The sequence below is a fragment of the Streptomyces sp. SolWspMP-5a-2 genome (assembly GCF_900091845.1).
In the GTDB taxonomy this organism is placed as follows: domain Bacteria; phylum Actinomycetota; class Actinomycetes; order Streptomycetales; family Streptomycetaceae; genus Streptomyces; species Streptomyces doudnae.
In genome coordinates, this window is record NZ_FMCI01000183.1 from 54756 (window position 1) to 73618 (window position 18863).

16 protein-coding genes are annotated in these 18863 nt (G+C 71.5%); 11 read left to right on the forward strand and 5 right to left on the reverse strand.

Going from position 1 to position 18863, the window contains the following annotated elements:
* Positions 1 to 9 precede the first annotated feature (9 nt).
* The 5 genes from GA0115242_RS18995 to GA0115242_RS19020 all read left to right on the forward strand — a co-directional run bounded on the left by GA0115242_RS18995 (position 10) and on the right by GA0115242_RS19020 (position 6603).
* Entirely contained in the window at positions 10 to 963 is a 954-nt protein-coding gene (locus GA0115242_RS18995) for a pseudouridine-5'-phosphate glycosidase (protein ID WP_093830023.1), read from the forward strand.
* On the forward strand, positions 960 to 2927 hold the full coding sequence (locus GA0115242_RS41710) for an HAD-IA family hydrolase (protein WP_256089472.1): 1968 nt from the start codon (positions 960 to 962) through the stop codon (positions 2925 to 2927). The genes GA0115242_RS18995 and GA0115242_RS41710 overlap by 4 nt, the downstream gene beginning before the upstream one ends.
* Positions 2928 to 2979: 52 nt before the next feature.
* On the forward strand, positions 2980 to 3720 hold the full coding sequence (gene upp, locus GA0115242_RS19010; protein ID WP_093830025.1) for a uracil phosphoribosyltransferase: 741 nt from the start codon (positions 2980 to 2982) through the stop codon (positions 3718 to 3720).
* A 182-nt stretch (positions 3721 to 3902) separates the two neighbouring features.
* Entirely contained in the window at positions 3903 to 4376 is a 474-nt protein-coding gene (locus GA0115242_RS19015) for a hypothetical protein (protein WP_093830027.1), read from the forward strand.
* A gap of 334 nt (positions 4377 to 4710) precedes the next feature.
* Positions 4711 to 6603 carry an ATP-binding protein gene (locus GA0115242_RS19020; RefSeq protein WP_370672300.1) on the forward strand — a complete coding sequence of 631 codons (1893 nt, stop codon included), beginning with the start codon at positions 4711 to 4713 and terminating at the stop codon, positions 6601 to 6603.
* On the opposite strand, the gene GA0115242_RS19025 is transcribed toward GA0115242_RS19020, so the two are convergent.
* Together GA0115242_RS19025 and GA0115242_RS19030 are read right to left on the reverse strand one after the other, a co-directional pair.
* Positions 6532 to 7068: a hypothetical protein gene (locus tag GA0115242_RS19025; protein ID WP_093830031.1), complete on the reverse strand. Its 537-nt coding sequence runs from the start codon at positions 7066 to 7068 to the stop codon at positions 6532 to 6534. The two genes, GA0115242_RS19020 and GA0115242_RS19025, sit on opposite strands and share 72 nt — an antisense overlap.
* Positions 7065 to 8321 (reverse strand): hypothetical protein, encoded by a 1257-nt coding sequence (locus GA0115242_RS19030; RefSeq protein WP_093830033.1) that lies wholly within the window; start codon positions 8319 to 8321, stop codon positions 7065 to 7067. The genes GA0115242_RS19025 and GA0115242_RS19030 overlap by 4 nt, the downstream gene beginning before the upstream one ends.
* A 257-nt stretch (positions 8322 to 8578) precedes the next feature.
* On the opposite strand from GA0115242_RS19030, the gene GA0115242_RS19035 reads away from it, so the two are divergent.
* Both GA0115242_RS19035 and GA0115242_RS19040 read left to right on the forward strand, forming a co-directional pair.
* Complete coding sequence (locus GA0115242_RS19035; protein ID WP_176729853.1) at positions 8579 to 11743, forward strand: AfsR/SARP family transcriptional regulator; 3165 nt, start codon at positions 8579 to 8581, stop codon at positions 11741 to 11743.
* Between the two features lie 495 nt (positions 11744 to 12238).
* Entirely contained in the window at positions 12239 to 12757 is a 519-nt protein-coding gene (locus GA0115242_RS19040) for an SRPBCC family protein (RefSeq protein WP_093830037.1), read from the forward strand.
* A 55-nt stretch (positions 12758 to 12812) separates the two neighbouring features.
* Here the strand turns inward: GA0115242_RS19040 and GA0115242_RS19045 are convergent, their stop codons facing one another.
* Positions 12813 to 13235: a DUF6299 family protein gene (locus GA0115242_RS19045; RefSeq protein WP_093830039.1), complete on the reverse strand. Its 423-nt coding sequence runs from the start codon at positions 13233 to 13235 to the stop codon at positions 12813 to 12815.
* 258 nt (positions 13236 to 13493) lie between these two features.
* Here GA0115242_RS19045 and GA0115242_RS19050 point away from each other — a divergent pair, with 258 nt between their 5' ends.
* Positions 13494 to 13703 (forward strand): DUF5999 family protein, encoded by a 210-nt coding sequence (locus GA0115242_RS19050; protein WP_093830041.1) that lies wholly within the window; start codon positions 13494 to 13496, stop codon positions 13701 to 13703.
* A gap of 113 nt (positions 13704 to 13816) precedes the next feature.
* On the opposite strand, the gene GA0115242_RS19055 is transcribed toward GA0115242_RS19050, so the two are convergent.
* Together GA0115242_RS19055 and GA0115242_RS19060 are read right to left on the reverse strand one after the other, a co-directional pair.
* Positions 13817 to 14215, reverse strand: a complete 399-nt coding sequence (locus tag GA0115242_RS19055) for a RidA family protein (protein ID WP_093830043.1) — start codon at positions 14213 to 14215, stop codon at positions 13817 to 13819.
* On the reverse strand, positions 14212 to 15633 hold the full coding sequence (locus tag GA0115242_RS19060) for an acyl-CoA dehydrogenase family protein (RefSeq protein ID WP_093830045.1): 1422 nt from the start codon (positions 15631 to 15633) through the stop codon (positions 14212 to 14214). Before GA0115242_RS19060 ends, GA0115242_RS19055 begins: the two co-directional genes overlap by 4 nt.
* A gap of 152 nt (positions 15634 to 15785) precedes the next feature.
* Here GA0115242_RS19060 and GA0115242_RS19065 point away from each other — a divergent pair, with 152 nt between their 5' ends.
* The 3 genes from GA0115242_RS19065 to cysC form a co-directional block, all read left to right on the forward strand.
* A complete protein-coding gene (locus GA0115242_RS19065) occupies positions 15786 to 17378 on the forward strand; it encodes an AMP-binding protein (protein ID WP_093830047.1) in 1593 nt (530 codons plus the stop codon).
* A 15-nt stretch (positions 17379 to 17393) separates the two neighbouring features.
* Positions 17394 to 18221 carry a PaaX family transcriptional regulator gene (locus GA0115242_RS19070; protein ID WP_093830049.1) on the forward strand — a complete coding sequence of 276 codons (828 nt, stop codon included), beginning with the start codon at positions 17394 to 17396 and terminating at the stop codon, positions 18219 to 18221.
* Positions 18222 to 18312: 91 nt separating this feature from the next.
* A partial coding sequence (cysC, locus tag GA0115242_RS19075; RefSeq protein ID WP_093830051.1) for an adenylyl-sulfate kinase occupies positions 18313 to 18863 on the forward strand: 551 nt, incomplete at its 3' end.

Here is an 18863-nt window from a genome sequence, read left to right on the forward strand (position 1 = left end):
AACCCCGCCATGACTCTCTCCTCCCGCCGACACCCGCCGATTCCGCTGGTGTTCACCGACGAAGTGGCCGACGCGCTGGCCGCGGGCGACCCCGTGGTCGCCCTGGAGTCGAACGTCATCACGCACGGCCTGCCCTACCCCGACAACGCCGCCACCGCCCGCAAGGTGGAGGACGCCGTGCGGGCCGGTGGCGCCGTGCCCGCCACCATCGGCATCGACGGCGGCCGCGTCCTGGTCGGCATGACGGACGCCGACATCGAGCGCTTCGCCTCCACCCCCGGCATCCCCAAGGTCAGCAGCCGGGACCTGGCCGCCGTCCTCGCCTCCGGCGGCACCGGCGCCACCACGGTCGCGTCCTCGCTTGTCGCCTCGGAACTGGCCGGCATCCCGTTCTTCTCCTCGGCCGGGATCGGCGGGGTCCACCGGGGCGCCGAGACCACCATGGACATCTCCTCCGACCTGGTCCAGTTCACCCGCTCCCGGGTGGCGGTGGTCTGCGCCGGGGCGAAGAAGATCCTGGACCTCGGGCTGACCATGGAGTTCCTGGAGACCCACTGCGTGCCGGTCATCGCCCACGGCAGCGACGACTTCCCCGCCTTCTACTGCCGCTCCAGCGGGCTGCGCGCCCCGCAGCGCCTGGACGACCCGGCCGCGATCGCCCGCGCCGTCGAGACGCACTGGGCGCTGGGCAACCCGGGCGGCGTCCTGATCACCAGCCCGACCCGGCCGGAGGACGCCATCGACGAGGACGACGTCGAGGCGGCCATCGCCGACGCGCTGCGCGGCGCTGCGGCGGACGGGGTGCGCGGCGGCGCCGTCACCAAGTACGTGATGCGCGCGGTGGACCGCGCCACCGAGGGGCGCTCCGCGCGGGCCAACATGGCCGTGCTCGTCCACACCGCGCAGATCGGCGGCACGCTCGCCGCGGCCCACGCCCGACTCAAGCGAGAGGTGAACCAGTGACCACGGCCCTGACCCAGACCTTCCCGACGGCGACCGTGTCGCCCTCCGCCGCGGCCCCCTCCGCCGTGGTGACGGCGGAGCGGACGGCGCCGGTGCGGGTCGCCATGTTCGACCTGGACGGGACGCTCGTCGACTCGCCCCGCGCGATCGTGGAGGCGTTCACCGCGGCGTTCGAGGCGATGGGCCGCACGCCCGCCGACCCGGCGGCCGTCCGCGCCACCATCGGCCTGCCGCTGGAGCGGGCGTTCGCGCACCTGCTGGAGGTGGCGCAGGACGACCCGTCGGTCGCCGAGGGCGTCGCCCGCTACCAGGAGGCGTTCCGCACGGTCGTCCTCCCCCGCGCCCGGTCGCTGGTCTTCCCCGGGGTCGCCGAGGGCCTGGCCCGGCTGCGCGCCGAGGGCATCGTGGTGACGGTGGCGACGAGCAAGTTCCACGCCAGCGCCGACGCCCTGCTCACCGCCGCCGGTCTGATCGGGCACGTGACGACGCTGGTGGGCGCCGACGACGTCGAACACCCCAAACCGCACCCGGAGTCGGGCCGGTTGATCCTGGGACGGCTCGATGCGCGGCCCGAGCACGCGGTGATGGTCGGCGACACCACCCACGACCTGAAGATGGCGACGGCGGCCGGTCTCGCGTCCGTCGCGGTCACCTACGGGGTGCACGGGCGCGCGGAGTTGGAGTCGGCGGCGCCGACCCACGTCGCCGACACGTTCCCGCAGGCCGTGGAGCAGATCCTCGCGGTGCTGCCGTCCGGCGGCTCCCCGGCCACCGGCGCGGTGGAGGACACCCGCACGGTGGAGGACCTCCTCGACGACAGCGCGTACCACATCGAGTTCAACGGGCACCTCACCAACCACATCAAGCACGCCGTCGTCGCCCTCGCCGGACTCGGTGTCGACCCCGGGCGGATCAGGGCGTACCACGACCACTACATCGCCCTCACCCCGTACGGCTGCCGGGTCGAGCCCGCCAGGGAGCCGCAGCGCGTCATCGACGAGGACAACTGGCTCGAACTCCTGGGCCAGCGAACGGACTTCGCCGCCTACGTCGCCTTCTTCGACGCCGAGGAGCGCAGACTGGGGACGGCGGGGATGGTGCGGCGGTACGTGCCGCGGCTCCTCGCGGGCTGGGCCGGGGCGCTCCAGCACGCGACCATCCACCTCGGCTGGGCGCTGGACGCGGGCAACCGCCGGATGGCCGTCGAGGGCATCGCCTACCTGGCCTTCGCGTACGTCGACTGCCACCCCGAGCGCGCCAGGCCCGCGGGGGCGGACGACACCGGCCTGCCCCGGGAGTCGCTGCTGCGGATCGCCCGTCACTGGGAGGAGAACCAGCCAGGGCTCGGCGCGCGGATCGAGGAACTGGTCGCGGGCCGCAGCCCCGACATCCACCCCGAACTGATGCGCTCGGGGCTCCAGTACCGGATCGCCCGGATGCTCGGCGAGGGCCACCCGCTGATGTACGAGACGCCCGCGTGGGTCACCGAGCAGGACCCTGAGGAGAGTTGGGAGCAGCTCGCGCATCTCGTCACCGTCCTCTACCTGACCGAGCCGGGCGACTTCCTGCTGCTGCACCTGATCACCGCGCTGCACGCCATGCGGCACATCGCGGACGTCCTGCCCGTCGAGGAGCGCCGCCGCGCGGTCGGCTGCTACTGGACCGGCATCCTCGGAGTGCTGTTCTCCCGCGGGCACTTCGTCGCCCCCGCGAAGCTGACGGCGATCGAGGGCCTCTTCGCCACCGCCACCGACGACGTCGACGACCCGCGCTGGGCCCGCGAGTGGGACTGGCACATCGCGCGGGCGGTGGAGGAGGAAGAGGAGCACAACGCCAAACTCGTCTACGTGATGCGCGAGTTGTGGCGCGGCTCGGGCGGCAGGTCGGTGTACCGGACGGCCGCGGGCCAGTTCACCAGCACACCCGAGCTGCCGCCGACGTTCGACCACCCCCCGACGGACTGAAGCCCCGCTCCCCCGCCCCGCTCCGCATCCCTCCCCACCCCCAGGAGTTGCCATGACCACCGCCCTGCGCCCCGCGACCACGACGACGACCCCGACCGCGGCCACGCCCGCGCGGCAGACCGAGGCACCGAGCGCCTACCAGCACCGTCTCGGGTCCGGCGTCCATCTGCTGCCGCAGACCGACCAGTTGCGCGCCCTGCACACCGTCGTCCGGGACCGTGACGCCCGCCGCGAGGACTTCGTCTTCTACGCCGGACGGATCATCCGGCTGCTGACCGAGGCGGCCCTGAACCTGCTGCCCTTCGAGCCGTACGAGGTGACGACGCCGGTCGGCCGCACCTACCGGGGCCTGCGCTTCGCCGACAACCTGGTCGGGGTGCCGATCGTGCGGGCCGGGGAGAGCATGGAGGCCGAGCTGCGGGCCGTCGTCCCCGGCATCAGGATCGGCAAGGTCCTCATCCAGCGCGACCGGACGACCAAGCAGCCGCGCCTCTACTACACGGCGTTCCCCGAGGACATCGCCTCCCGCCAGGTCCTGCTGCTCGACCCGATGCTGGCGACCGGCGGCACCGCGCTGGCGGCGATCGAGGTCCTGCGCGACCTGGGCGTCCCGGAGGAGAACATCGTCTTCGTCACCTTCATCACCTGCCCCGAGGGCCTCGCGGCGGTCGGCGACCGCTACCCGGGGGTCAGGATCGTGACGTCGGCGATCGAGGAGGGCCTCAACGAGAACGCGTTCATGATGCCGGGGATCGGGGACTTCGGGGACCGGTACTTCGGGACGGACCGGTAGGGCGCGGAGCGTCTGACGGCCCCACCCGGATGCTTCCGGACGGGGCCGTTGCCTTCACTCGCTCGCCATTCGCCGTCGCGACGGTTCCACCGGCAGCGCACGCCCGGTGGCGACCTCGGTGCTCTCGCGATTACCGTGAGCGAGCAAGGTTTCATGCCACGACCGAATCTCAAGGGGGCGCTGTGGAAGCGGAGTTGGCTGCACTTGTCGCGACCGGAGCGACGACAGCGGTGGGTCTGATGGTGACCGAGACCTGGGAGCAGGCGAAACTGCGCCTGTTACGGATCTTCTCGCGCGACGGCGGCACTGCGGCCCTGGACGGAGAACTGGAACGTTCCCGTGCGACCCTGGTCGCCGCCGTCGGCGCCCCCGACCAGGCAGATCTCACCTCCGACGTCACGGCCGGCCTACGGCTCCTGCTCCGTCGCCTCCTGGAGCAACAGCCCGACGCCGCTGCCGAACTGCGCGCTCTGGTGGAGGAGTGCGCGCCCGAACAGGACACCGCGCCGATCGGTTCCGTGCACAACAGCATCACCGGCGGCACAGTGCACGGCGCGGTGGTCCAAGGGCACACCTTCTCGGGGCTGACCTTCGACACCAGGGGCGACACCGCAGAAGAACGGCGCAACGGGACATCGGAGCGTCCTTCTTCCTGATCCACGGGTATCCATCGCTCCCACGGAAAGAATCCGTCTGGGGAGCCGGAACCTGTCTGTGCGGAGTCGGGGGTGCGAAGTGCGGCGGGAGGGACCCGAGTCACACAACGAGTTGAGCGGCACGGTCCACGGCGTCGCGGTCCAGGCCGGGGTGGTTCACGGCGATGTGCACATCGCCGCTGAGGCGACAGAGGCGACCTGGACGCCCTGGCAGCTTCCTCCACTCGGCAGAGTCATAGACCGCGCTGCGGAGTTGGCGGCCCTGGAGCGTCACCGCGTCCGGGCCACCGCGGAAGGGCGTTCAGTGCTGGCCGCCGTGAGCGGACTTGGTGGGGTGGGCAAGACCACGGTCGCAGTGCGCTGGTTGCACACCCTGCGCCCACGGTTTCCCGCCGGACAATTGCACGCGGATCTAGGAGCGCAGTCGCCCGACGGTCCGCAGCACCCGGGGGATGTACTGGCCCGCTTCCTACGCGCCCTCGGCGTACCGGCGCAGCAGGTACCGTCCGCCCTCGCCGAGCGAACGGCCCTCTACCGCTCGCTGACCGCGAACCAGCGTCTGGTGGTTCTGCTCGACGACGCGGCGACCGCGGCCCAGGTACGGCCGTTGCTGCCTGCGGGTGAGAGCGTCACGGCAGTCACGAGCCGAAGACGGCTGTCAGGACTCACCGTCGACGGTTGCTACCCCATCCACCTGGGTCCGCTCGCACCGGAGGCGGCCGTCGAACTGCTCGCCGACACCTTGTCCGACGGGCGGGTGACGGAGAATCCCGACGGGGCCCGTTCTCTGGTGGAGCTGTGCGCGGGGCTGCCGTTGGCCGTCCGGGTGGCCGGTGCCCGTCTCGCGGCTCGCCCTGGACGGAGCATCACCACGATGGTCCGCCTGCTCACCGAAGAACATCAACGGTTGGAGGGGCTGGCCATCGACGACGACCACAACGTCCGGGCAGCACTGGATCTTTCCTACCGGGCTCTGCGTCCTCCCGCAGCCAGGCTCTACCGTTTGCTGGGTCTGCATCCTGGCCGGGAGTTCGACGGGGTGGCCGCCTCGGCACTGCTGCCCTCACCGGAGCGGGGCGAAGCGGGCCGGTCGTTGGAGGAACTCCACGACGCGAGTCTGCTCGTCGACACGCCGGACGAGCGTCACCGTTTCCACGATCTCGTGCGCCTGCACGCCGCAGCGAGGGCGCGTGAGGAAGAGACGCCGCAGGAACGGGCACAGGCCCTGCGGCGGCTCGCCGATCACTATCTCGCGAGCGCCACCTGCGCGGAAGAGATCATCGACCCCCAGCACCGCACCGCGGCGCGGGACTACGGATCCGAACCCGTGGTGCGCGCGGACGTGGGCGCGGACCCCGAAGGCGCCCTGGACTGGCTCGAACGTGAGCTGCCGAATCTGATGGCAGTGATCCGCGGTGCGCGGGCCGCAGGACTGCCGACCGTCTGCTGGCAGCTCGCGGACGCCCTGTGGCCACTCTTCCTGCGGCGCAAGTTCTACGACGACTGGAGCACCGCGCACCGGGAGGGGCTGGCCGCGGCTCGGAGCATGGGGGACAGAGCGGCTTCATGCCGCATGCTCACCTCTGGTGGTGTGGGAGAGCTCGGCCAGGGGAACGTGACCGGCGCGCTGGAGATGTTCGACATGGCGGCCGGTCTGTTTCTCGACAGCGGGGACCGGCTCGGGCACGCCCGGACCCTCAACTACCGTGGGCTCGCTCTGTTCCGTCTCGGACGTCTCGACGAGGCCACCCGGTACTTCCAGGAGGCCGTCGACCAGTTGCCGGCCAACGGCGACCATCGGGCTGGCGGACTGGCCATGCTCAACCTCGCCGATGTCGCTCTTGTCTCGGGGCAGGCCGACGACGCGATCCGCCACGGCGATGCCGCCCGGGCCATCCTCCTCAGCGCGGGCGACACCTATAACGCCGCACGGGCGGGCACACTGCTCGGCCGGGCTCACCTCCGTCTGGGCGAGCCGGACCGGGCGGACGCGTTGCTGACCGAAGCCTTGGTGCCGCTGCGCGGGATGTCGGCCAAGTACGAGATCGCGCGGGCGCTCGGAGCTCGCGCAGAGGTCGCGGAACAGCGCGGGCGCACGCGCCTCGCCCGGGAACTGTGCCGGGAAGCCCTGGAGCTGTACGCGGCAGTGGGCAGATCAGAGTCGGGGGAGGCCGATGTCACGCGCAGCCGACTCCGTCGCTTGGAGCCCGAGGAACCCGGAGCCTGAGCGACGCAGGTCACCGGCTGCCACGGCCACCAGCACGTCGACCGTCAGCCCGGCCACCAGGCAGGAGTGCGCGAGCGACGCGACGAACTCCCAGTCTCTCTCCATGTCCCGCTCCCCCAGCGGTCTGCGTACATCGTCGGCCCGCAGTTCGACCAGCCGCTCCTGCGAGCACAGGCGCAGCCAGCAGCGATCATGGTCATGTACCGCCACGACCAGGGCTCCAGGCCATGAACGTGCCAGCGACAGAGCCCGGTGCGGTCCCCCGCCGTGCCCGATCAGCACGTCCCCGCAGGCGAGCCACGGTTCCTCGCCACGGATCCGGACCCTGACGTGCTCGTCAACGAAGGGCTCCTGCGCCAAGGGGTCGACCAGCGCTATCCGGACCCGCTCGGCGAGACCGGGGGCGTCCGCGTCGCCCTTACCGCGGAACAGACCGGGACGGTCGATCGCGATCTGAGTGATCACCGCGAGATCCCGCTCTCCGGTCGGTCGAAACGCACGGTCAACGGAAGGCGGGCCGGTTCCCTGACCGCCCGGAAAGCAGGTGCCCGCAGACGGAGCTTCCGATAGAGAAGTGCGCGCATCCTGCGGGCGAACCGGCCGGGTTCCGACGTGATGCGCGCGGCGACGCGCTCGTAGCGGCCCGCGTGACGGCTCGTCGGACCACGGCTGATCTGTGCGCACACCGCACGTTCCGGGCGAAGTCGCGGCGCGAAGGACATCAGTTCGGCCATTGGCGACGAGGGGTCCACGCAAGGGTCGGCTCGGCCCGCCATCAGCATCGGCGCGCCTGTCATCGAACCGTAGAGCGAGACCGACCCGTGATCGCCCACGATCCGGTCGGCCGCGACGATCGCGCCTTCCCAGTCCCCGTGCTGACTGATCACGACCAGGCCCGAGCGTGCCAGCCCCGACAGCCAGCCACGGACCTGCCATTCGCCGTGCGCGTTCCATACGTGGGGATGCAGGAGTGCGGCGACCCGGTAGTCGTCTCGCGGCAGTTCGGCGACCAACCGCTCCAGGGCGTCCCAGCCCTGCCCGGCGAGGGAGTCGGGTCCCCAGGTGGAGCAGACGAGGACCAGTCGCTGCCGGGGCCCGACGGCCAGTGACTCGCGGTACAGCGCCCGGGACGGAAGACTCGCCATGATGCGGTCGAAGCAGGGATCGCCGACGACTTCGGCCACCGGCAGCGCCTCCGGGCACTCCCGGCCGAGCCGGGTCAGCTCCTCCTGGTGTGCCAGCACGATGGCCTCGGGAACCACCGTGCCGTCGCGGACGAGCCGTTGCCTGCTGAGCCCGTACACCCCTGACGGTACGGCGGTACCACCGTGCCGCGCGACCGGGGTGAGCTTGTTGTGTCCGGCGCCGTGCGGCAGGACGACGACTGGCGCCTGCAGATCGTGGAGGCTGCCGTGACCAGCGGCCAGAGCAAGATCGAAGTGCGTCTGCACGGCCTGGTTCCAAGGCAGCACGAGGGCTCCGAGCCGTTCGAGGAACTCGTTCACACCATTGCCGAACACGTCAGGGGCCTGGGTGAAGATCATCTGCACCCTGGTGTCGCCCTCCAGCAGTCGCGTCGCGTCGAGGAGTCTCTGCCCCGCTATCACGGTGTGCACGACGACCAGCACCCGCTTGCGGGTACGGCGGGTGGCCCAGCGCTCGACATCCAGGCGCACCGGCACATGCCGCCAGTGCGCCTCCGGCACGGTCACACTCATGGTGGATCTCCCCCGGTTCTTCCTTCGTCACCTTCGCGGCCGCGGCCTTTCACAGCCGATGACTCGTGTGTGCCCGGAGGCCTGGACGGCGGACTTGCATGAATCCTGCACTCCGCCGGACACGGGTCGACACCGTGCGCCTGTCACGCTTCAGTGCGCCCCTGTCCCCTCCCACGATCCCGCAGAAGAGTGGTACGCGTCACACATACAGACCTCGCTGAAGGCCGTAGGAAGAAGCACACCCGTCGGGGGTAGTGGTGGAACTTCTTGCTCTGGGACCTCTTGAACTCTGGCACGACGAGCGGCAGCACCCACTGGGGACACCCAAAGAGCGCCAGGTGTTGGGCGTGTTGATCCACGCGCGGGGCGAGCCGGTCACGGTGAGCACGCTGCTGGACCGAGTCTGGGACGGGGATCCGCCACCGACCGCCTTGGACACCCTGCACTCGTACCTCTCCCGGCTGCGGGGAAGGCTGCGTCGAGCCGTCGGAGAGGACGAGGTGGGCGTGGAGCGGCCCTCGCCTCGCCTCTACCGACTACGCGCCGATCCCGAGCACATCGACCTTCTGCGCTTCGGGCGGCTGCGCGCGGATGCCGCTGCCGCGTCGGCGAGGGGCGAACGCGAGCTGGGGATCGGCTTGTTGCGAACCGCGGAGGCACTCTGGCGAAGTGAGCCCCTGTCCGAGTTCGGTGGAAGTTCCTGGGCGCTGGCCGCGCGTGCCCGGTTGGTCGAGGAACTTCGCCGGGTGCGCGAGGAACGGATCAGCCTGGAACTGGAGTCGGGCCGGCACGCTGATCTCGTCGGCGAGCTGCGCGAGTTCGCCTCGCAGAACCCACTCGCCCAGCAGGGGATCGGGTCCTTGATGCTGGCCCTCTACCGCTCCGGACGCCACGACGAAGCTCTCGAGGTGTACCGCAGGACCCGTACACGATTACAGCAGGACCAGGGGATCGAGCCCGGACCCGATCTCCAGCAGCTGCATCTTCGGATGCTCGCGCAAGACCCCTCTCTCCTGCGGACGGAACCTCGCCCCGCGGCACCGGTCTCGGCTTCCGAGGTCAGGAACTTCCTGCCGCGCGACACCCCGGACTTCACGGGTCGATCCGGTGAACTGCGCATTCTCCAGGCCGATCCCGAGGCCGCACCCGGATCGCCGACCGCCCTGCCCGTCACCGTGATACACGGGATGCCCGGGATAGGGAAAACCACCCTGGCGGTGCATGCGGCACATCAGATGTCCTCTCGTTATCCGGACGGCCAGTTCTACGTCGACATGCGCGGCTACGGCGGGCAGCAACCGCTCGACTCCGCGGACGCTCTGGCCACCCTGTTGCATGCGGCCGGAATGCCGTCCGAGCTCCCGGCCACGCTGGACGACCGGACGGCCCGATGGCGTGAGTGGACCGCTCGGCGCCAAGCGCTCGTCATTCTCGACAACGTCCGCAACGCGGAGCAGATAAGCCCGTTGCTGCCTGGTTCACACGCCTGTCGGGTCCTCGTGACGACCAGGAACCGCTTGTCGGGACTGGACGGTGCCGCCTCGCTGTTCGTCGATCCGCTGTCCCGATCGGAGGCGGCAGCCCTCTTCACCAGAGTCGTCGGGACGTCTCGGGTGTCGTCCGAGCCGACGTGCCTGGAACAGATCGTCGACGCGTGCGCGTGCCATCCTCTGGCACTCCAAGTCCTGGCCAGCCGTTTCCGTCACCGTAGTTCATGGGACCTCCAGTACCTGCTGGACCGGCTGGTCGACGCTGCCGACCCCCTCCAGGAATTCGACGGTCTCATCGCCTCGGTCCACCAGTTCTCCTACGCCGAACTCGGCAGACCGGCACAGGACCTTCTCCGCCTGCTCGCCCTGCACCCCGGACCCGACACCACGCTCCAGGCGGCCGCCGCGCTGGCAGGACCGAACTTCGCGGATGAGCCGGGCCTGCTGAGCAGATGCGTCGAAGAACTGCTCGACTCCAGTCTGCTGGAGGAACCCGTGCGCGGCCGGTACCGGCTGCACGATCTGACCCGCGCCTTCGCCTCGGGCGTCTCCCAGAGGACTGATCTGGAGGAAGATCGGCACGCGGCTGTGAACCGCCTGATCGCCCATTACGTCACGGCCGCCCACCAAGCGGACCGACTGCTGCATCCGCACCGCAGGGCAGTGACGTTGCCGTTCGCAAGAGGGTCAGTTCGCACTTCCGCCTTCTCCGACCAGGACGAGGGCTCGGTGTGGCTGACTGTGGAGCGAGCCAATCTCGTGGCTCTCGCGCGCACGGCGGCAGTCGAACACCATGAGTATGCCGCGCTGTTCCCCGGTGTCCTTGCGAGAGCGCTCAAACTATGGGGCGCCTGGGACCTCGCGGGAGAACTCTTCGACGTGGCCATCGCCGTGCTACGCGCCTCCGGCGCACCCTCCCTACTGGCTCGCGCTCTCACGGATCACGCCGACCTGTTGGCGCAGCGGGACCACACCGAGGCCCTGCGCCTCGCGACCGAGGCTCTCCAGATCTACGAGCGCCTGCACGATGTCCACGGCAGCGCCGATGCTCTTTTCCAATCAGGCCGTGCCCAGGTCGCGGCGGGCCACGGCGACGTCGCGCTCGATCTGCTCGGACGGTCCTTGGTCCTGTACCGGAGAGTGGCGGACCGGGGCGGAGAGGCGGATTGCCTGAACGTCGAGGGCGTGGTCCTCTACTACGCGGGGCGCCTCGACGAGGCGCTGCGAAAAGTCCAGCTGATGGAGACGATCTACGAGGAGCTACCCGATCCGCACGGACTGGCCCAGGCGTTGAACAATCGGGGCGAGATCCATTTCCTCCAGGGCAACTACACGGAGGCTCGCAACTGTTACGAGCGATCCCAGGTTCTGATGCGTCAGCACGGAGGACGGGTCGATCTTGCGATTCTGTCGACGAACCTGGGCTCGGTCCACCAAGCGACTGGGGAGACGGACCAGGCACTGTCCTGCTTCCAGCGTGCGCTCACCGCGCACAGAGCCAGCGGGGACGCCTTGGGCGAGGCGGACGTACTGATCAGTATGGGGACGACGTACGCCCGTTGCGGGCGCCGGGGCGAAGCTTTGCTGCATCTGACGATGGCCGAGCAGGTGGCCACCAGAATCGACAACCCGTACGAGAAACTGCGCGCGCTGATCGGAGCGGCGGACGTCCAACGCGAGTCCGGGCGGCTCGACAAGGCGACCGACGGTTACGGACGTGCCCTGGAAGTCGCCGAGCGCATCAACTTGCCGATGGGTTCAGCACGCGCCCTCGCGGGACTCGCGCGGACTGCCGCCCTGTCACCGCACTCGGCGGAGGCAGCACGTGACCACAGCGAACGCGCTGTGGCCCTGTATCGCAGCCTGGGCGCCGAGGCCGAGGCTCAGAAGTTGCTGGAGTTCCTGGCATGTCATGGATCGACCGGCTCCTGAGCTTCCCCGGAAGCCGGTGCGCGATCACCACATCCAGCGGAGCACCACCGGAGCCATGTAGGCGAAGGAAAGGGCAGAGAGGCCTACGGACAGCATGACGTAACGGTTCACCGAACTCCTCGCGCGAACGATCTCGATCATCGTCAGAGCATCTAATACCATGAGTCCCTGAAGGCCAAATTCTCGCTTCCCCACCCTGAGTCCCACGTCCAACGCTCGGGACAGGTTTGATGCAGCCGTCAAACTTAACGGAAGATGATCTTCTAGAAGTGCCGCAGCCTTCTTTGATCAGACACAAAAAGGACAGGCCGAAAGAAGAGGGCGGTTCACTTTTGCGGCGCGCCCCCACCTCGCGGATTCGCCGACACCCGAAGCGTCACTGTCACCGCGCTTCGAGGTCCCCGTGGGGCCAAGCCCGCCGCACGAGGGTTTCATCACCCCGTGCCATGATTACTACCGAACAGTAGCTTCGGGTCGTCGGCGAGAGGCAGTGCAGTGGGTCGCGTCTTCACCGTGAGCGACAGGGTCGTCGTCCTGGTCCCGCCCGGCGTCGTCTACCGGGCCGTCAGCCGCGTCGGCGACATGGGGCGCTGGAGCCCCGAGAACCTCGGGACCACCGCGGGGACGGCCGACGTGCCCGTCGCGGTCGGGGACAGTTTCGTCGGGCGGAACAAGCGCGGGCGGGTGCGGTGGGTGACGCGGTGCACCGTCACGGCCGCCGAGCCCGGCCGCCGGTTCGCCTTCCGGGTCGACGCGATCGGGCTGCGCACCCCCCGGCTGCGCGCGCCGATCGCCAGCTGGGAGTACCGCTTCGAGGCGGCCGACGGCGGCACCCTGGTCACGGAGACCTGGACCGACGACCGCCGGGCGTGGCCCGCCGCCGTCGCGAACGTCTTCGACCGGATCGCCACCTCGGGGCGGACCTTCGCCGCCTTCCAGGCCCGCAACATCGCCAGGACCCTGCGCAACCTCAAGCGGGAGCTCGAATCGGACGCGGAGGCGGGCGGGCGCTGAGGGCGGCCGCGGGGCGGACCGGCGGCGCCCGCCCGCCCCGGGGGCCGGGGAGCGGTCAGCTCGCCGTCAGGGTGATGTCCTGGGTGTGGGTCGCGTGGAAGTGCGGCAGCGGGAGCAGGCCCTGCGGGCGCAGCTCCATGACCGTCGCGTCGACCTGGGCCGCGCCCGCCTTGAGGGCGTCGGTCGACGGCTTGCCCGCGTTCTGCCAGCGGTGCTCGGCACCGTCGCAGACGGCCTTGGTGCCGCCGATGCCGTAGTGGATCTCGCGGGTGCTCTGGGAGACCGAGGAGCTGACGAAGACCGGGCCGGTGCCCGCCATACAGCGGTACGTGCCGGAGAGGGTGACGGTGCCGTCGGCGGCGATGGTGCCCGTCGGGTCGACGGTCACGCTCTCGGCCGGGTCGGCCGCGGCGGGGAGGACGGGCAGGGCGGCCAGCAGGAGCAGCGCCGCGGCGCCGAGTGCGGGGCGCAGGGACATGGAACACCTCCGGGAGGATGGGGGTTCCACTGGTACCGGCCGCGCGGGGCGATGGCGGTGATCGTCACCCTGTCGGCGGCGAGTCCGGGGTGACGGTCGTGAAGGTGTCAGGCCGCTCGTGAACGTTCCGCGCGTTGTCCGCGTGTTGTCCCCGTGTTGTCACGCTTCCCGTCCGGCCGTTCCGGTGCGTTCGGGACGGGAGCATGGTCTGGGTACGGGGCCCCTGCCGGGCGGTTCCCGTCGACGTGGAGGTGCCCCATGTGTTCCCACCGATCGTCCTGCCCGTCCGCCGACCGCACCGGGCCGCACGTCGTCGCGGCCCGCCCCGAGCAGGGCTGGAGCCTGCTCTGCGACGGCGCGATCGTCTTCGACGACACCGGCGCGCTGACCCCCGAGGGCCGGGCCGTCGCCCCCCGCCGGACGCCGGGCCGACCGCTGCCCGGCGGACGGCTGCCGGTGGCCGTCTGAGCACGCCGGACGCGCCGACCCCGGGAGGGGTGGACGGCTCGGTCCAGGGAGGGGCGGACCGCTCGGGCAGGGAAGGGGTGGACTGCTCGGTCACGGGAGCGGTGGACGGCTCGTCACGGGAGGACCGCGAAGCCGTCGAGTTCCACCAGGGCCCGCTCGTCCCACAGGCGTACGACCTCGACGACCGCCATCGCCGGGTAGTCCCGGCCCGCCGACTCCCGCCAGCGGCGGCCCAGTTCAGCGGCGTGCTCGCGGTAGGCGGCGACGTCCGTGGCGTAGACCGTGACCCTGGCCAGGTCCGCCGGGGTGCCGCCGGCCGCCCCGAGCGCGGTCAGCAGGTTGGTGAGCGCCCGCTCGAACTGCTCGGGGAGGGTGTCGCCGACGATCGAGCCGTCCTGGTCGAGCGCGGTCTGTCCGGCCAGGAAGACGATCCGGCCACCGGTGGCGACGACGGCGTGCGAGAAGCCGGTCGGCGGCGACAGCTCGGCCGGGTTGACCCGCTCGGCACTCACTTCCCGGCCCCCTTCGCGGACGCTTCCCCGTTCCCGCACGGCTTCTCCGTGACGTTCCTGTACAACTCCCTGGCGATGATGCCGCGTTGGACCTCGCTCGCGCCCTCGTAGATCCGCGGGGCGCGCACCTCGCGGTAGAGGTGTTCGAGGAGGTGGCCCCGGCGCAGTGCGCGGGCGCCGTGCAACTGGACGGCGTGGTCGACGACGTACTGCGCCGTCTCGGTGGCGAGCAGCTTCGCCATCGCGACGCGGCCGGGCAGGTCCGCGGCCCGCTCGTCGTACGCCGTCGCCGCCGCGTACACCATGAGGCGGGCCGCCTCGGTGCGCAGGGACATCTCGGCGACCTGGTGGGCGACCGTCTGGAGGTCGCTCAACGTGCCGCCGAAGGCGCCGCGTTCGGCGGTGTGCGCGAGGGTCGCGTCCACGGCGGCCTGTGCCATGCCGACGGTGAAGGCGCCGACGCTCGGGCGGAACAGGTCGAGGGTGGCCATGGCGACCCGGAAGCCGCCGCCCACGTGCCCGAGGACGTCGTCCCGCGTGACGGGGACCGCGTCGAAGCCGAGGGTGCCGATGGGGTGCGGCGAGAGCATGTCGAGCCGCTCGCCGGTGAGTCCGGGGCGGTCGGCGGGCACCAGGAAGGCGGTGACGCCCCTGGCCCCCGCGCCGGGTCCGGTGCGGGCGAAGACGGTGTAGAAGTCGGCCTCGGGCGCGTTGGAGATCCAGCACTTGGTGCCGGTGAGCCGCCAGCCGGTGCGGTCGGCGTCCGACGTCCCCTCCGCCGACTCCCCCGCCACCGCCCGCAGTTCGACGTCGGCCCCATCCGGCAGCGGTTCACGCGCCGCCGCGTCCGACGTCCCCTCCCCCGCCCACAGTTCGACGTCGGCCCCGCCCGGCAGCGGTTCACGCGCCGCCGCGCCCGACGTCCCCTCCCCCGCCCGCGGTGCGGCGTCGGCCGTACCCGGGCAGGGTTCCGGCGGCTGCGGCGGCTCGTGCTTCGCCGCCTCCGGTTCCCGCTCCTCCGCGCGTAGTTCGAGGGCCGCCGCGTCCGAGCCCGCGCCCGGCTCGCTCAGGGCGAAGGCCGCCACCGTCGTGCCGTCGATGACGCCGGGCAGCCAGCGGGACCGCTGCTCAGGGGTGCCGTGGGTGTGGACGGGGTGGGCGCCGAGGCCCTGGAGGGCGAGGGCCGTCTCCGCCTCGGTGCAGGCGTAGCCGAGCGACTCCCGCATCAGGCAGAGGTCGAGCGCGCCGGACGTGAACAGGCGCCCCAGCAGGCCGAGTCGGCCGAGTTCGGCGAGGAGCGGGCGGTTGACGCGGCCCGGTTCGCCCCGGTCCGCGAGGGGGCGCAGCCGGTCGGCGGCCAGTGCGCGCAGCTCGGCGCGCCAGAGGTTCTGTGCCGGTTCGAGCGAGAATGCGGGCATCGCCGTCCTCTCTCACCGCGGCCGGGCCCGGCCGCTCCCCCGACCGTATCGCGCACCATTGACTGTCGTCACCAACACGATACGCTCCCTCTGCGGGCCGCCACCGGCGCACGCCCGCGTCGACGCCCACGAAGCCAAGGGGGCGCACCGCCATGATCGTCTCGGCTCATGTGGACACCTTCGCGCGCGACCACCTCCCGCCGCCCGGCGAGTGGCCCGACCTCCGTTTCGACCTGCCCGAGCTGCGCTATCCGGACCGGCTGAACTGCGCCGCCGAACTGCTCGCCGGGCCCGCCCCCGACCGCCCCGCGTTCCGCACCCCCGCCGGGACGAGCTGGAGCTACGGCGACCTGCGCGCCCACGTGGACCGGCTCGCGCACGTCCTCACCGGCGACCTCGGGGTCGTCCCCGGCAACCGGGTGCTGCTGCGCGGCCCCACCACGCCCTGGCTGGTGGCCAGTTGGCTCGCGGTGCTGAAGGCGGGCGCGGTCGCCGTCACCGTCCTGGCCCAGCAGCGGCCCGGCGAGCTGGCCACCGTCTGCGCGCTGGCCGAGGTGTCCCACGCTCTGTGCGACGTCCGGTGCGTCGACGACCTGGCGCGGGCGGAGGTCCCCGGCCTGCGGATCACCCCGTACGGCGGCACGGGCCCCGGCGACCTCCTCAACCGGCCCGCGCCCGGCACCCCGTACCGGGCGGTCGACACGGCGGCCGACGACGTCGCGCTGATCGCCTTCACCTCCGGCACCACCGGGCGGCCCAAGGGGTGCATGCACTTCCACCGGGACGTGCTCGCCGTCGCGGACACCTTCTCCCGGCACGTGCTGCGCCCGCGTCCCGACGACGTCTTCGCCGGGAGCCCGCCGCTCGGGTTCACCTTCGGGCTCGGCGGGCTCGTGGTCTTCCCGCTGCGCGCCGGCGCCAGCGCACTGCTGCTCGAACAGGCGGGCCCCCGGCAGCTGTTGCCCGCGATCGCCGCGCACCGGGTGTCGGTCCTGTTCACCGCCCCGACCGCGTACCGGGCGATGCTCGCCGACGCCGGCGGGCACGATCTGTCGTCGCTGCGCCGCTGCGTGTCCGCGGGCGAGAACCTGCCCGCCGCGACCTGGCACGCCTGGCGGGAGCGGACCGGGCTGCGGATCGTCAACGGCATAGGCGCGACCGAGCTGTTGCACATCTTCGTCTCGGCGGCGGACGACCTGATCCGCCCCGGGACCACCGGCGTCCCGGTGCCCGGATGGCAGGCGCGGGTGCAGGACGAGCGCGGCGAGCCGGTGCCCGACGGTGAGCCGGGGCTGCTCGCGGTGCGCGGCCCGGTCGGCTGCCGCTACCTCGCCGACGCGCGCCAGCGGGAGTACGTGCGCGGCGGCTGGAACATCACCGGCGACACCTATGTCCGCGACGCCGAGGGGTACTTCCGGTACGTGGCACGCGCCGACGACATGATCATCTCCGCCGGGTACAACATCGCGGGACCGGAGGTCGAGGACGCGCTGCTGCGCCATCCCGACGTGGTGGAGGCCGCCGTCGTCGGGCGGCCCGACGAGGCCCGCGGGCAGGTCGTCGTGGCGTACGCGGTCCTGAAGGAGGGCGCCGGGCCGGACCCCGAGGCGCTGCGCGCGTTCGTCACGTCCGAGCTGGCGCCGTACAAGTGCCCGCGGGAGATCGTGCTGGTGGCGGAGCTGCCGCGCACGGCGACCGGCAAACTCCAGCGCTTCCGATTGCGCACCGATGGTGACCAGCGCTGATACCGACGACCTAAGATGATCAACGTGTCCGACCAGCATGCACCACGGTCTCTCATCGTCACGCTCTACGGCGCCTACGGCCGCTTCGTGCCCGGCCCGGTACCCGTCGCCGAGCTGATCCGGCTCCTGGCGGCGGTCGGGGTGGACGCACCCTCGGTGCGTTCCTCGGTGTCCCGGCTCAAACGGCGCGGGCTGCTGCTGCCCGCCCGCACCGCCCGGGGCGCAGCCGGTTACGAACTGTCGCCGCAGGCGCGCCAGTTGCTCGACGACGGAGACAGACGCGTCTATCCGGACGGCACCGCGGACGACGAGGAGTGGATCCTCGCCGTCTTCTCGGTGCCGGAGTCGGAGCGGCAGAAGCGGCACGTGCTGCGCTCGCGGCTGGCCGGTCTCGGCTTCGGCACCGCGGCGCCCGGCGTGTGGATCGCCCCGGCCCGGCTGTACGAGGAGTCCCGGCACACCCTGGAACGGCTGCGCCTCGAACCGTACGTCGACTTCTTCCGGGGCGAGCACCTCGGCTTCGCGGTGACCGCCGACGCCGTCGCCCGCTGGTGGGACCTGACCGCGATCGCCAAGGAGCACGAGGCGTTCCTCGACCGGCACGGGCCGGTGCTGCGTGCCTGGGAGCGGCGCGCGGAGACCCCGCCCGAGGACGCCTACCGCGACTACCTCCTCGCCCTGGACTCCTGGCGCCACCTCCCGTACGCCGATCCGGGGCTGCCGTCCCGGCTGCTGCCGCCTGACTGGCCCGGCGAGCGGTCGGCGGCGGTCTTCCGGGCGCTGCACGAACGGCTCAGGGACGCGGGCGGGGTCTTCGCGGGGGTGGGCGCCAGGAGTCACTAAGCCAAACCTCAGACTCCTCAACCTCTCCTCTCAGACTTCTTACCTACCGTTCCACGGGTCGGGAGCCGGTAGGGAAAGAGGACTGTTGCGCATGACCAGCACGACGAGGGCCCAGGGGGCCACGGTCTGGCTGACGGGGCTGCCGAGCGCGGGCAAGACGACCGTCGCCCGCCTGCTCGGCGACCGGCTGAGGTCCGAGGGCCACCGCGTGGAGGTGCTGGACGGCGACGAGGTGCGCCGCTTCCTCTCCGCGGGGCTGGGTTTCTCCCGGGCCGACCGGTACACGAACGTGCAGCGCATCGGCCTGGTCGCCGAGGTGCTCGCGCGCAACGGCGTCCTCTGCCTGGTGCCGGTGATCGCGCCGTACGCGGACAGCCGCGAGGCGGTGCGGGAGCGGCACGGCAGGAGCGGCACCCCGTATCTGGAGGTGCACGTGGCGACGCCGGTCGAGGTGTGCGGCGAGCGGGACGTGAAGGGGCTGTACGCCCGGCAGGCGGCGGGCAGGCTGTCCGGGCTCACCGGGGTCGACGACCCCTACGAACCGCCCGAACGACCGGAGTTGGTCCTGCCGACGCAGGAGCAGACGCCCGGGGAGTCGGCGGACGCGGTGCACGCGCTGCTGGCGGAGCGGGGGCTGCTGTG